The sequence below is a fragment of the Anaerovorax odorimutans genome (assembly GCF_024459955.1).
Classification (GTDB): Bacteria; Bacillota; Clostridia; order Peptostreptococcales; family Anaerovoracaceae; genus Hominibacterium; species Hominibacterium odorimutans_A.
The window spans coordinates 231,956-245,669 of record NZ_JANFXK010000001.1; the positions used below are offsets into that span (position 1 = coordinate 231,956).

A 13,714-nucleotide genomic window follows, 5' to 3' on the forward strand; every position below is an offset into this window, starting at 1 on the left:
GGCTTTATGCCACCCTTTACTCTTCGGTTACATCCAAAATATTCTCCTTTGGTACCTGAACATAGCTGTTGGGAACGCTTCCCAGAATAACCGCTTCCGCGATGAGAACCGTACTGGACATATCGAAGGTGGACGATGACAGCGGAGCCAGAACCTTGACCTGGCTTTTGAGGATTATGTACACCTTGTATTTCGTCTGGTTGATCCCCTTGGTCTCAAATTCCGTTTTAAAGTCGATTCCGGACACGCTTAGGGGAATTACCTTAACATCGATCTTTGGGCCGTGCTCGGATAAAATCTGGCTTCCCAGGACGGCTCCCAGAGGCACGTCGATCTTATCTTCCTCCATTCGCCGGTATTCGGCCTGTAATTCCTTCGATATTTCTGTAATCAGCAGATTCATGGCTTTGGTATCCGCCTGGATCATTTCTGTCTCGCCCTTATCGTTGGTCTTGCGGATAATCAGGTTTTCCGTATCGGTTTCCTCGTGAAACTGGTCGTTAATAGCCTTATTGACCATTCTGGTTACCAGCGTTTTGGCCCTCATTTTACCGATCTCTTCCAGATTGGGCTCTATCGTCGTTTTGAGGAAATAGCTGGCGGAGCAAAGGATCGCTGCAAAAATTAAAAACAGAGACAAAGGCAGTACAATAGACCGTCTTTCTCTCTGTCTTCTTTTTCTTCTCATAATAACACCTCCGCCGACTATATCAGTCTATGCTCGGCAGAGATGCTTCGTGCTTATTTCTTTTAATTAAATATTGAGATTCTCCAGCTCTTCGTTAAATTTGGAATTAACGATCTTGATGTGAGTACCTTTCATTCCCAGGGAACGGGATTCAATTACGCCGGCGCTCTCCAGTTTTCTCAGCGCATTAACAATAACCGATCTGGTAATCCCGGAACGGTCGGCGATCTTGCTGGCAACCAGAAGACCTTCGTTTCCATTGAGTTCGGAGAATATCTGCTGTACCGCTTCGATTTCGGAATAGGACAGAGTACCGATAGCCATCTGAACAACAGCCCGCTGTCTGGACTCTTCTTCCTCTTCCAGCGCTTTTCTCCTCTGAATCTCAAGGCCTACTACCGTAGCGCCGTATTCGCCCAGCACCAGGTCCTCATCGCTGAATTCCGGTGCGTATCTGGTCACGATGAGAGTACCCCATCTCTGGCCGCCTCCCAGAATCGGAATGACTGTATGGAGCTTGTCCGAAGTATCATAATCGTACTTGAAGATCTTCAGCGCCTCCTCGGCAGTCAGGTTGGCCTGGGTGGTCGTTACTTTCAGCAATGCTTCATTATATTCAATCGGGAATTTTTCGGAGCCAGTCTCCGGGTCCGCGATTGTAGAACTGTCGGAACGGATTTTATAGTTTACGCCGATGACTTTTCCCTTTCGATTGACAATGTAAACATTGGCATCCATCAGGTCGCTCAGGATAGCGCAGAGTTCTTTAAACGAAAACGCGCCTGCAACGCTTTCCTGGAGGACCCAGTTCAACTTTCTTACTTTTGCTAAAATTTGATTTTCCATATATGATGTCTCTCCTTCTACAACACTGTGTTGTACAAAATTTCCAGTCGTCTTGTTGATATAAGGTATTATATATGGTTTTCTCAAATATGACAACTCATTTTTTGAGTTTTCTAAAAAGTTTTTTAGAACGAGAAAATTAAAACAAACTTGTTCTTTGAGCAGTTCCTTTTTTTACTACTTTGCGTATTTTATAGAAGGTTTGCTCAAACACCCTATAAACCTTACAAGATGAACCGATCAATATCTTCTGGATGGATTTTTTCCATGAATTTCTCTTTTACATATTCTTCATCGATTACAAATTTGTCCTCATCCATATCCGGAATATTGAAAGAAATATCCTCCAAAAGCTTTTCCAGAATGGTATGAAGCCTTCTGGCACCGATATTTTCGGTCTGTTCATTCATCAAAAATGCCATTGTAGCGATTTCTTCGATGGCGCTGTCGGTGAATTCGATCTCCACGCCTTCTGTCTCCAGAAGCGCCTTATGCTGTTTTAAAAGCGCGTTTTCAGGAATCGTCAGGATCTTGAGGAATGTCTCGCGGTCCAGATTTTCCAGCTCAACACGGATCGGGAAACGGCCCTGCAGTTCGGGAATCAGATCCGTAGGCTTTGCCGTATGGAATGCTCCCGCGCCGATAAAGAGGATGTGATCCGTCTTTACGGGGCCGTGCTTTGTATTGACAACGCTGCCCTCTACAATAGGAAGAATATCTCTCTGTACGCCTTCTCTGGATACGTCAGCGCCTGACGAACGGTAACCGGAGCCGGAAGCGATCTTATCAATCTCATCAATGAAGATGATTCCGTTCTGCTCCGCGTTATGAAGCGCATCCTCGATAACCTGGTCCATGTCGATCAGATTCTGAGCTTCCTCTTCCCTCAGAATCTTTCTGGCATCCTTGACCCGTACTTTCTTATTCTTTTTCTTCTGAGGCATCATATCGCCGAAAATATTGCCTATGGCGATTCCCATGCCTTCGCCGTTGAGATCCAGCGTATTGCTCTTCGGTGTATCCGTCACCTGAATCTCAATAAACTGTTCCTCCAAAAGTCCCTGTCTCAGCTGCTGCCTTACCTGTTCTCTGGCCAGCTCCACATCCTGCTTTTCTTCAGGGCTCTGCTTATTCTGATCCTGCTGCTGTTGTTCATACTGCTGCTTCTGACTCTGATAGCCTCCGCCGCCCAGCAGGAAGTCAAAGGGATTTCGGCTTGTGTTCTGCTCACTGCCTGTTTTTTTCTTTCCTGGAATGATCGCTTCAATAATACGTTCTTCCACGATTTCATCGGCAATGGCGTATTTCTCATCCAGCTGGCTCTGTTTTGTAATGCGAATGGAAGCTTCCACCAGATCCCGGATCATGGAGTCCACGTCCCGTCCTACATATCCGACCTCCGTAAACTTAGTGGCTTCTACCTTTACAAAAGGAGCGTCCATCAGTTTTGCCAGCCGCCTTGCGATTTCCGTCTTACCTACTCCGGTAGGGCCCATCATAAGGATGTTCTTTGGTGTAATCTCTTCCTGCATCTCCTCTGAAAGCAGACTTCTCCTGTACCTGTTTCTGAGGGCGATTGACACGGATTTCTTGGCCTCGTCCTGCCCGATGATATATTTGTCCAATTCCCCCACGATTTCTTTGGGGGTCATTTGGTATAGTTTGTTTGCCATAATCTCCTCCTATAGTTTTTCTACAGATATGTTGTCATTGGTATAAACGCAGATGGAAGAGGCGATATTGAGGGCCTCCTTTACAATTTCCTCTGCGGTCATATCCGTATTGTTATACAATGCTTTTGCCGCTGCGTAGGCATAGTTTCCGCCCGAACCGATGGCGATAAAGTCCTGATCCGGCTCGATTACCTCTCCGTTTCCGGAAACCACCAGCAGACTTTCATGATCCGCTACGATCATCAGGGCCTCCAGGCTTCTCATCGCTTTATCGGAGCGCCACAGCTGAGCCAGCGCTACCGCCGCCCGCTTAAGATTGCCGCCGTGTTCATCCAGCTTGCTTTCAAATTTTTCAGTCAGCGAAAACGCGTCCGCCACAGATCCCGCGAACCCCGTGAGAACGGAATTGCGATAGATTTTCTTTACTTTCTTAGCGCCATTTTTCATAATGGCAGTTTCACCCATTGTCACCTGACCGTCGCCTCCTATGCAGACATCGTCAGGACCTCTTCTTACTGCAACGATCGTCGTCGCGTGGAACTGTACCATATTCATACCTCCTCATGTTTCACCTTGCTTTAGGTTACTGAACTATTTATTCTTCTTTATAATCGCACTCGCTGTTGGAGCACGCGTATTTGCTGGTCTTAGTTTTCTTCTCTACAAGAAGCGCCCCGCATTTCGGGCATTTCCTGTCGATCGGCTTATTCCAGTAAGACTGCTGACATTCCGGATAACCGCTGCATCCGTAGAACACCCGTCCTGTCTTGCTCTTTCGGGCCACGATGTCCTTACCGCATTTCGGGCATTTGACATCGGTGGATTTAACGATCGGCTTTGTGTTTTTACATTCCGGATAACCGGTACAGGCTGCGAATTCGCCGAAACGTCCATGCTTGATGGCCATCGGTTTACCGCATTTCTCGCACATTTCTCCGGTAAGCTCCACTTCAAATTCGACCTTCTTTATTTCTTTGTCCGCGACTTCCAGCTCCTTTTCCAGAGTACCGTAATAATCGCGGATGATATCCTTCCACTCCACGTCCTTTACTTCCACTGCGTCCAGCTTGTCTTCCATGTCAGCCGTAAACCCGGTGTCTACGATTTCCTTAAAATAGTCTTCCATCATCTGGGTGACAATAAAGCCCAGCTCAGTGGGGGTCAGCGTTTTCTTTTCTCTGGTCACATATTTCCGGTCAATAATCGTCGCGATGATCGGCGCGTAAGTACTCGGTCTGCCGATATCCTTTTCCTCCAGGTCCTTAACAAGGCTGGCCTCTGTAAATCTTGCCGGCGGCTGAGTAAAGTTCTGTTCGGATAAAAGCTCCGCCAGCTCCAGCTTTTCGCCCTTTTCCAGATGCGGAAGCAGTTTGTCGCTGTCATCATCTTTTCCCGGAGAATATACCTTTAAAAAGCCATCGAAGATCAGCTTAGAGCCGGTGGCTTTGAAGATATAGTCATTGTTCTCAATCGCTGCGGAAACGCCCATAAATTTGGCAGGAGACATCTGACTGGCCATAAATCTTGACCAGATCAGCTTGTATAGATTATATTGATCTTTGCTGAGAGATTCTTTTATCTCATCAGGCTCCAGCTCGATATAGCTGGGACGGATGGCTTCGTGAGCATCCTGCACATCCTTTTTCTTATTGGAATAGACATTGTTCTGATAATACTGAGCGCCCAGCTTTTCAGTGATGTATTCTTTGGCAGCGGCCTTTGCTTCGTCGGAAATGCGGACGGAGTCTGTTCGGATATAAGATACCAGACCTACCGTACCGTGTCCTTTGATTTCAATACCCTCATAAAGCTGCTGAGCAATGAGCATGGTTTTTTTCGTGTAAAATCCCAGCTTTGTGGAAGCTTCCTGCTGCAGGCTGCTGGTTGTGAAGGGAGCATAGGGTCTGCGGGAGCGTTCCTTCTCCTCCACTTTCTTTACTGTGTATTCCCCTGCCTTCAGCGCTTTGACAATCTCGTCAGCCTGTTCTTTATTTTCTACGGTGAGTTTCTTACCTTTATATTCCGTAAGCTTTGCCGTAAATTTCTTTCCTTTTTTCAGTTCTGCGGTAATGTTCCAGTATTCTTTGGGCACGAACGCCTTAATCTCGTTTTCCCGGTCACAGATAATTTTCAGGGCGGCGGACTGAACTCTTCCCGCGGACAGACCCCGTCTTACCTTTCTCCACAGAAGCGGGCTGATCTGATAGCCTACCAGCCGGTCCAGCACCCTTCTTGCCTGCTGAGCATCCACCAGCTTCAGGTCAATCGGCCGCGGGCTTTTTATCGCATTCTGCACGGCTTTCTTCGTAATTTCATTGAATACGATTCTGCATGGCTTGCTCTGGTCAATACCCAAAAGATACGCCAGATGCCAGGAAATGGCTTCTCCCTCACGGTCCGGGTCAGTTGCCAGATATACTTTTGCGGCGTTTTTCGCCTCTTTTTTCAGTTCCTTAATGATGTCGCCCTTGCCGCGAATCGCGATATACTGCGGTTCAAAATCGTTTTCAAGGTCGATTCCCAGTTTGCTTTTGGGCAGATCCCGTACATGTCCTACGGAAGCAATCACTTTATATTTGCTCCCCAGGAACTTCCCAATGGTCTTTGCTTTTGACGGTGACTCTACGATCACCAAATTTTTCTTGGCGGCAGCCATAAAAATCCTCCCCATCTATAATCTTTTCCTGCCGGCAGCAGGAATATTTCTTGCCTATTGGTTCTAAAAGCTTATTATATCGCCTTTTTTTTATTTTGCAATAAAAATTTTTCCCAAAGATGTGTAAATTACTCCTTTCATCTCCAGAATTGTCACAATTCCGCTGATCTGAAAGGGCGGCTGTCCTGTTGCCGCACACAACTGGTCTGCCGTCATTTCGCCGTTTTTTTCTAAGAGGGAAATCAGGGTCATTTCATCTTTTCCTAAATCTTTTCGTATTTTTTGTAAATGGGAGGACGCCAGCCCCATATCATCGAGAATATCCTCCATCACCACCAGCGGCATCGCCCCGTCGCGGAGCAGCTTGTTGCTGCCCAGATTGTAGGCGCTGTTGATATTGCCCGGGATAGCATATACGTTTCTCCCCTGATCGGCCGCCAGCTCAGCTGTAATCAGCGCTCCGCTGCGTTCTTTGGCCTGTACCACGACCACCGCCTCCGCCAGACCGCTGATAATACGGTTTCTCCGGGGGAAACGATATCTGGCCGGCTCGGTCCCTTCGGGATATTCGGAAAGCAGCAGTCCCTTTCGGGCGATCTCCTTCCACAGCCTGCGGTTGGAAGCGGGGTAGCAGACGTCGATGCCGCATCCCAGGACCGCAATGGTCCTTCCGCTTCCGACCTCACTATGGGAAACCTCTTCACTTCTGCCGCTCTCCAGAGCGCCCTCATGGGCACAGGCATCGATGCCTTTTGCCATTCCGCTGACTACGACGACTCCGCTTTCCGCCAGACGCGCCCCTAGTCGTCTGGCAGCCCAGCAGCCGTACTCCGTCGCTGTTCGGGACCCGACTACCGCTGCGCAGCGCTCACTGGCCAGTTTCAGATCCCCCGCATAATAGAGAGGATTGGGAGGATCCTTTATTTCTTTCAGCAGCCGGGGATAATCGGAATCATCAAGGCGCACTTCTTTAATTTCCATTGCCCGGCCTCCTGTAAAATCTGTCCAATGCCCGGTATTGGAGTGCTTCTGCTATATGGTACGCATCAATTGTGTCGGTTCCATGAAGGTCGGCGATCGTTCGGGCAACCTTAATAATTTTGTAATATGTACGCATACTCAGAGCCAGTTTTTCATAGGCTTCCTTCAAGAACCGGTTTGCCGACGCCGTAACGGGACAGTAGCTCTGTATCTGCCGCTGAGTAAGCTGTCCGTTGAAACAAATATCCGTACCTTTATATCGCTCCTTCTGCAGCATTGCCGCTTGCCGCACCTGTGCTTTCATCTCTGCCGTGGAAAGCGCGGTGGTCTTTTTCTCCAGTTTTTGCGCAGGAACGGCAGGCACCTTAATATGCAGATCGATGCGTTCCAGTACCGGCCCTGAAAATCTGGACAAATAACGGCTCAGCTGATTTTCCGAGCAGGTGCAGGTATGTCTGTCATCTCCCAGATACCCGCATTTGCATGGATTCGCCGCAGCGACCAGCATCATTCTGCATGGAAAAGTCACGCTGCCCCAGGCGCGATTGATCGTCACCTGGCCATCCTCCAGAGGCTGCCGCAAAAGCTCTGTCACCTGCGGATCGAATTCTCCGAATTCATCCAGAAAGAGAATCCCGTTATGGGCCAGAGAGATTTCCCCCGGTCTGGGCCTGTTTCCCCCTCCGATAAGCGCTGCCCGGGAAATTGTATGGTGCGGCATGCGAAAGGGCCTTTCCCCGATATACGGACAGGCCTGACTCAGGAGCCCGGCGGCACTGTAAATCCGAGTAGCCTCCAACTGCTCCGTATAGCTCATTTCCGGCATGATCGCCGGGATACGTTTGGCAAGCATCGTTTTTCCGCTGCCCGGGCTGCCCATGAGCAAAATTCCATGATTGCCGGCCGCCGCCACAGTAATCGCCCGCTTGGCATTCTCCTGGCTGACTACGTCGCAAAAATCTATTGTTTGATCCATTATTTTCCTTTTAACTTTTTTCTTCCTTTTATATGCGGATTGTTCTCTTCGTCCAAGGCACCACTCAATGCTCTCCCGCAAACTGCGGACCGGATAGAGTTCCAGGTCCCGGAGCAGTGCTACTTCTTCAAGGTTCTCATAGGGGAGAACCAGCCGGCGGATACCCCTTTCCCGGAGACCCATGGCCAGAGGCAGTGCGCCCCGGATATGTTTGACTTTTCCATCCAATGCCAGTTCGCCGATGAAAGCCGTCTTTTCCTGCCGCGCAGTCCGTTCGCTGCCCAGCAGCAGAATCCCTACGGCGATGGGCAGATCGAAGTGGCTGCCCTCCTTTGGCCTGCCCGCAGGCGACAGATTAACGGTAATTCTATGCTTTGGAAACGGATAGTCTGAGTTGAGAATCGCCGCCCGGATCCGTTCTTTTGCTTCTTTGATCGTCGTATCCGCCAGTCCCACCAGGTTCATCGCCGGAAGCCCCGGCTGAATATCCGTCTCTACGGTTACCAGGTCCGCCTCCATTCCTAAAAGAGAGGCAGTAAAAATCTTTGACATCATGCCGTTCATCCCCCTTTTAAAAAATATCTTCAATATGATTAATCTGTATCTCCACTGCGTCGAACTGAAACTGGCGGGGCTGCCAAAAGCCTTTCGGCCGGGTGGAAAGATAAATCTTAGCTGCCATTCGGATATGGCCTTTTTTCCGCTGATCGATGCTTTCCGCCGGAGTGCCGAAAAGATCTCCCTGCCGTGTCTTTACTTCTATAAAATGCAGCACGGCCCCCTTTGATGCCACAATATCAATTTCTCCTGCTCTGCAGGTGAAGTTCCTGCAGAGGATTCGATATCCCTTGCCTCCCAGGAACTGCGCCGCTGCGTCTTCCCCCAGACGCCCCAATTGTCGGTTATTCATCGTTTATCCCCTTTTCATTTCCATATTTTGTATTTATGGTATAATATTAATCGGCAAAAGTCAAGAATTTTATTACATTTTTTACAATAAATTACATACACGGATAAAACAATGTCTCCTCACCGATTCTGTTCAGTGGTAGACTTTGTTGATATTTCCTGTATTATAAAAAAATCACCTTCGGTGAGTTATTCACGCATAGCGCTCATTTTCATATTGTAGATTTTTTTGAAATATAGGAAATGCCACGCATTCGATATTTCCTATATTATAAAAAACGGGCTGTCGCATCCGTCTTTCTTACTTAATGCGACAGCCCCTTTAGGTTTAGACACGATCCCGGAGACGTGAATCCAATTTTTTCTCCATATCCGGTCGAAAAGTCCTCTTTATGGATAAAAGTTGTGGCTTTGAAAGGACTGTTTTAAAGCTTTTCTCTCTAGCCAATTCATTTTTCAAAAACCGGCTCCGGGAACCATTGTAAAACTCTCCATTTTCTCCTTAAAAAGAAGGAATATGGGTAAATCACCCCACCCCATTCTACGCCAGGACAAATTTCCGCACTGCCTGAGCTACTCCGTCCTCGTGGTTGGTCGCGGTTACGTATTTGGCAATGGATTTCACCTCATCCTTGGCATTGCCAACAGCCACCGGCATACCGGCAAGCCGCATCATAGCCATATCGTTGGGACTGTCCCCAATGGCCATCATTTCCTCCGGCTTTACCTCCAGAATATGCTCCAGCTCCCGCAGAGCCGCCGCTTTACTGGTGGTCGCGCCGCCGATTTCAAGGTTATGATCGAAGGAAGTGGTCAGGGTGGTGTCTTCCAGACCCGAAAGAACTTCCCGCATCATAGACCGGTCGGCCTGATCGTCAAAGTTGACATTGATATTCTCAATATGATCTTTGTGTTCCAGAATGAAATCATACAGTCCTTCAATGGGCTGCCTCGTCGTCAGCACGTAGTCCACATGGCGGAAACTGAGACGCGTCTCCTTAATATGGTCATAGAAGGATTTTTCAATATACGCGCCTCCTCCTGTAAAGGCTTCAATCATAAAATTATACTGCTTCAGCAAAGCTACTGCCTTTTCCACAGCCTCCGGCGCGATGCAGTTCTCATAGATGGACTCTTTGGTCCTCAGATCCGTAATCACCGCTCCGTTGGAAGTAAGCACGTACTGGATTCCTCTGATCTGAAAGACGTCTTCCGGCAGCGCGCTATAGGTTCTGCCGGTGGCGATCACCACGTTGACGCCCCGGTCGATGGCCTCTTCAAGGGCTGAGCGGTTGGCCCTGCTGATGATTCTGTCGTTGTTGAGCGTTGTTCCGTCCAGGTCCAAAGCGATTAATTTTATAGTCATGATTCTTCCCCCACTATGTCCAGAAACTCCTTGTTCAGTCTGCGTACTTTCTTCATATTGCACCCGTCTCCATGTCCGGGATAAATGTAGATCTCATTGCTCCACTTGTCAATGATGTCCCTGCAGGAACGGACCATATCTTCCTGACAACCGTCTTCCAGATCCGTCCTTCCAAGATCCACGTTGAAGATCGTGTCTCCGGTGAATACCGTCTTGCTTTTTTCCGAATAAAAGCATACGCTGCCCCGGGTGTGGCCCGGCGTATGGATCACTCTCAGCTCTTCGTCCTCCAGCATGATTGCCTCGCCGTCTTCCAGCGGGTGCTCCACGGCCTCCTTATAGATGTCCATATCCTCCCGATGCAGAAAGACCGGGCAGTCAAATTCATTTTTCAGTTTTTTCACCGCGCCCGTATGGTCGTAATGGTGGTGCGTGAGAAGAATTCCTTCCGGTTTCAGATCCATTTTTTGAATATATTGAACAAATCGGTCCGAGTTGTAGCCGGGATCGATCACAAAGCAGCTGCCGCCTTCGTTCTGATAGATCACATAGCCGTTGCTTTCCAGAACACCTCCGATAAAACGTTTGATTTTCATATTCTCAACCATCCTTTTTATACTTATGAATTATTCTACCACAAATATAGAAATTCGTCCAAAAAAACAGCTTTTCCTGCTCTTTTTGCACTTCCTCTCAAATACCTGTTGCCAAACCGCAAATTAGTGGTAAAATGGTTGTGTTATTCATATTGGAGGTAGAAAATGAAGATTGCAATAGTTGGCGCGGGGAAGCTGGGTCTGAAGGTCACGGAAGCTCTCCTTGGGGGAGATCATTCTGTGACCGTCATCGATCAGGATGAATCCGTTTTACAGAAACTGAGTTCTCATCTGGATGTTATGACTGTAAATGCCAACGCCAAAGAAACAAAGATATTAAAGAACCTGGGTATTTCCACGTACGATTATCTGATCGCCGTAACGGAAAGCGATGAGACTAATATCGTCATATCCGCCTTCGCAAAAAAGTTAGGCTGCTCAAAGGTCATCGCCAGAGTGCGCGACCCGGAGCATATGGGGCAGCTGGGCTTCATTAAGGAAACTATGGGGATCGACAGCATTGTCAATCCGGACCTTTCCATTACTGTGGAAATTTATAAATACCTGGTGGAAAAATATACATTGAGCAACGGAATCTTTTCCAGCGGAAAAGTTTCTCTTCTGGAATTCAATTCCGAAAAGATGCCGCAGCTCATCGGCCTGTCCATGCAGGAGGTCAATTCGGTTCTGGCCGATATGCTGGTGGCGGCCATTTCCAGAAACGGAAAAGTGATTATCCCCCACGGGGATACGGTCATCCACCCGGAAGACGGACTTTACGTAATCGGAGAACGGACCCCTATCATGGAGCTGAACGCGCAGGTCCATGAAAAGGGAAAATACACCGACTTGCAGAAGGTAATGATCGTAGGCGGCGGAAAAACCGGATATTATCTGGCCGGAAAACTGTCCGAGTTCGGCGCTGCGGTAAAAATCATTGAAATGGATAAAAATCGCTGCCACTATCTTTCCACTCACCTGGAAGACGTCATGGTTCTTCACGGCGACGCGACAGATCTGGATCTCCTTGAGGAAGAAAACCTCGATGAGATGGATGCCTTTGTCACGGCCACCGGCTATGATGAAGAAAATCTGCTGCTGGCGCTCATGGCGAAGCGTCACGGCATTGAAGACGTTATCGCCAAGATCAGCAGAGAAAGCTATTCCGACCTGATCGAGAGCATGGGTATCGACATGGCGCTTAATCCGCTGGATATCACTGCCAGTACGATCCTTCGCTTTGTGCAGGGCTCCAAACGGGTGATCTCCTCCGTCCTGATTCAGGGACAAGCTGAGATCATGGAAATCGTAGCCTCCGACCACATGCGGATGGTCGATACGCCGCTGCGGGAGCTGAACCTGCCGAAGGGCGTAATCGTAGCAGCCATACACCGCGGTCTCAGCGTCATCATCCCTGACGGAGACACAGTCATCGAAGAAGATGACCGCGTTATTATTTTCAGCCTGCTGACAGAGCTTCCGAACCTGGAAAAACTGCTGCGGGTAAGCGGGAAATTCTCGTTCCTGAGGAAGTAAGGGTAGGGCAGACAATGAATTTAAGTTTACGTGCAGTATGCCGAATCATCGGACTGGTGCTTTTGGTGATCGGCGCTTCCATGATACCATCACTTGCGGTAGCAGGCATTTATAGCGAAATGCCTGCTCTTTTGGCGTTTTTGTCAACTATTTTGATCGCTGGAGTCTGCGGGTTCATCCTCATTCGTTTCGGCCATCGGTCCACTGCCATACTGAAAGTCAGAGACGGATTTCTCATCGTTACTTTATGCTGGATCGTTTCCGCGCTGATCGGAGCCGTTCCTTTTGTAATTTCACAGAGCATCCCCAGCTTTATCGATGCCTTCTTTGAAACCTGCTCGGGCTTTTCCACCACCGGAGCATCGATCCTTTCCGATGTGGAAGCGCTTCCCAAGAGCATTCTTTTCTGGCGTTCCTTCACCCACTGGATCGGCGGCATGGGAATTCTGATCTTTGCCATCGCGCTGATGCCTTCCCTGGGAATCAACGGCCAGAATATCGCCGTATCGGAAGCTCCCGGTCCCACTTTAGATAAAATTACGCCGAAAATGTCCGACACCGCCAAGGTTCTCTATGCCGTTTACATCATCTTCACAGTTGTGGAAACGGTTCTGCTCTGCCTGGGCGGATTGAGCCTTTACGATGCGCTGATTCACACCTTCGGCTCTGTGGGGACCGGCGGTTATTCCAATTACGGCGACAGTGTGGCGCACTTTAACAGCGCCTATGTGGATATTGTCATTACGGTCTTTATGGTTCTCTCGGGAGCCAACTTCAACCTTTACTATATGTCTTTGCGCAGAGGTATCCGTACCCTGTTCAAGGACGCCGAATTCCGGTTTTATCTGTTCATTACCGCTTCGGTAACGGCTTTAATCAGCCTGAATCTGCTCCTTTCCAATTATTATGAAAGTATTGGACAGGCTGTGCGTTACTCCGCTTTCCAGACCGCGTCGATACTGACGACAACCGGCTTTGCCACCACGGACTTTGACCTCTGGCCCACTTTCAGCAAGATGCTGCTGATGCTGCTGATGTTCATCGGCGGCTGCTCATCGTCCACCGGAGGCGGCGTAAAGGTAATCCGTGTTCTGATCCTGCTGAAGCTGATTCGGCGGGGCATCGCCACCCGGCTGCATCCCAGCGCCATAGTCAACGTAAAACTGAACGGGAGCACCGTGCCGGCCGATACGGTCACGGCTATCGCTAACCACGCGTTTTTATATATCGTGGTCATATTCATCTCTACGATCCTGATTTCATTAAACAATTTCAATCTGGTCACCAGCTTTACTTCTGTGATTACCTGCCTGGGCAATATCGGTCCCGGCTTTGAGCTGGTAGGGCCTACGGCCAATTTCAGCATTTACGCGGGCCCGGCGAAAGTGCTTTTATCCTTTTTAATGCTGGCCGGCAGACTCGAGCTTTTCACGCTCTTTATTCTGCTGACGCCGAAATTCTGGAATCAGGACCACTAACCGCAAGGG

12 protein-coding genes are annotated in these 13,714 nt (G+C 48.8%); 2 read left to right on the forward strand and 10 right to left on the reverse strand.

Translation table 11 applies throughout. The features are described from left to right. Positions 1-16 precede the first annotated feature (16 nt). The 10 genes from yunB to NE619_RS01135 form a co-directional block, all read right to left on the reverse strand. The gene (gene yunB, locus NE619_RS01090) at positions 17-688 is read right to left on the reverse strand and encodes a sporulation protein YunB (RefSeq protein ID WP_256130508.1); all 672 of its coding nucleotides are present in this window, start codon (positions 686-688) and stop codon (positions 17-19) included. Positions 689-754: 66 nt separating this feature from the next. Beyond that, positions 755-1,534: a GTP-sensing pleiotropic transcriptional regulator CodY gene (gene codY / locus NE619_RS01095; RefSeq protein WP_148395453.1), complete on the reverse strand. Its 780-nt coding sequence runs from the start codon at positions 1,532-1,534 to the stop codon at positions 755-757. A 224-nt stretch (positions 1,535-1,758) separates the two neighbouring features. Next, positions 1,759-3,207 carry an ATP-dependent protease ATPase subunit HslU gene (hslU, locus tag NE619_RS01100; protein WP_256130509.1) on the reverse strand — a complete coding sequence of 483 codons (1,449 nt, stop codon included), beginning with the start codon at positions 3,205-3,207 and terminating at the stop codon, positions 1,759-1,761. Positions 3,208-3,216: 9 nt separating this feature from the next. Beyond that, on the reverse strand, positions 3,217-3,756 hold the full coding sequence (hslV, locus tag NE619_RS01105; protein ID WP_256130510.1) for an ATP-dependent protease subunit HslV: 540 nt from the start codon (positions 3,754-3,756) through the stop codon (positions 3,217-3,219). 46 nt (positions 3,757-3,802) lie between these two features. Beyond that, complete coding sequence (topA, locus tag NE619_RS01110) at positions 3,803-5,878, reverse strand: type I DNA topoisomerase (protein ID WP_256130511.1); 2,076 nt, start codon at positions 5,876-5,878, stop codon at positions 3,803-3,805. Positions 5,879-5,953: 75 nt separating this feature from the next. After that, on the reverse strand, positions 5,954-6,844 hold the full coding sequence (gene dprA / locus NE619_RS01115; RefSeq protein WP_256130512.1) for a DNA-processing protein DprA: 891 nt from the start codon (positions 6,842-6,844) through the stop codon (positions 5,954-5,956). Further along, positions 6,834-8,375 carry a YifB family Mg chelatase-like AAA ATPase gene (locus tag NE619_RS01120; RefSeq protein ID WP_256130513.1) on the reverse strand — a complete coding sequence of 514 codons (1,542 nt, stop codon included), beginning with the start codon at positions 8,373-8,375 and terminating at the stop codon, positions 6,834-6,836. Before NE619_RS01120 ends, dprA begins: the two co-directional genes overlap by 11 nt. A 16-nt stretch (positions 8,376-8,391) precedes the next feature. Then, positions 8,392-8,730, reverse strand: coding sequence for a YraN family protein (locus tag NE619_RS01125; protein ID WP_256130514.1), 339 nt, complete (start codon positions 8,728-8,730; stop codon positions 8,392-8,394). Between the two features lie 540 nt (positions 8,731-9,270). Further along, entirely contained in the window at positions 9,271-10,095 is an 825-nt protein-coding gene (locus NE619_RS01130; RefSeq protein WP_256130515.1) for a Cof-type HAD-IIB family hydrolase, read from the reverse strand. Beyond that, entirely contained in the window at positions 10,092-10,691 is a 600-nt protein-coding gene (locus NE619_RS01135) for an MBL fold metallo-hydrolase (protein WP_256130516.1), read from the reverse strand. Before NE619_RS01135 ends, NE619_RS01130 begins: the two co-directional genes overlap by 4 nt. 165 nt (positions 10,692-10,856) lie before the next feature. On the opposite strand from NE619_RS01135, the gene trkA reads away from it, so the two are divergent. Both trkA and NE619_RS01145 read left to right on the forward strand, forming a co-directional pair. After that, complete coding sequence (gene trkA / locus NE619_RS01140) at positions 10,857-12,227, forward strand: Trk system potassium transporter TrkA (protein ID WP_256130517.1); 1,371 nt, start codon at positions 10,857-10,859, stop codon at positions 12,225-12,227. Positions 12,228-12,241: 14 nt separating this feature from the next. Beyond that, complete coding sequence (locus tag NE619_RS01145) at positions 12,242-13,705, forward strand: TrkH family potassium uptake protein (protein ID WP_256130518.1); 1,464 nt, start codon at positions 12,242-12,244, stop codon at positions 13,703-13,705. Positions 13,706-13,714 lie beyond the last annotated feature (9 nt).

Bases quoted from the DNA above. Each gene is read 5' to 3' on its own strand.
- hslU (WP_256130509.1), bottom strand. From the start codon at position 3,207: ATGGCAAACAAACTATACCAAATGACCCCCAAAGAAATCGTGGGGGAA.
- NE619_RS01125 (WP_256130514.1), bottom strand. From the start codon at position 8,730: ATGAATAACCGACAATTGGGGCGTCTGGGGGAAGACGCAGCGGCGCAG.
- NE619_RS01130 (WP_256130515.1), bottom strand. From the start codon at position 10,095: ATGACTATAAAATTAATCGCTTTGGACCTGGACGGAACAACGCTCAAC.
- yunB (WP_256130508.1), bottom strand. From the start codon at position 688: ATGAGAAGAAAAAGAAGACAGAGAGAAAGACGGTCTATTGTACTGCCT.
- topA (WP_256130511.1), bottom strand. From the start codon at position 5,878: ATGGGGAGGATTTTTATGGCTGCCGCCAAGAAAAATTTGGTGATCGTA.
- NE619_RS01135 (WP_256130516.1), bottom strand. From the start codon at position 10,691: ATGAAAATCAAACGTTTTATCGGAGGTGTTCTGGAAAGCAACGGCTAT.
- NE619_RS01145 (WP_256130518.1), top strand. From the start codon at position 12,242: ATGAATTTAAGTTTACGTGCAGTATGCCGAATCATCGGACTGGTGCTT.
- dprA (WP_256130512.1), bottom strand. From the start codon at position 6,844: ATGGAAATTAAAGAAGTGCGCCTTGATGATTCCGATTATCCCCGGCTG.
- NE619_RS01120 (WP_256130513.1), bottom strand. From the start codon at position 8,375: ATGATGTCAAAGATTTTTACTGCCTCTCTTTTAGGAATGGAGGCGGAC.
- trkA (WP_256130517.1), top strand. From the start codon at position 10,857: ATGAAGATTGCAATAGTTGGCGCGGGGAAGCTGGGTCTGAAGGTCACG.
- codY (WP_148395453.1), bottom strand. From the start codon at position 1,534: ATGGAAAATCAAATTTTAGCAAAAGTAAGAAAGTTGAACTGGGTCCTC.
- hslV (WP_256130510.1), bottom strand. From the start codon at position 3,756: ATGGTACAGTTCCACGCGACGACGATCGTTGCAGTAAGAAGAGGTCCT.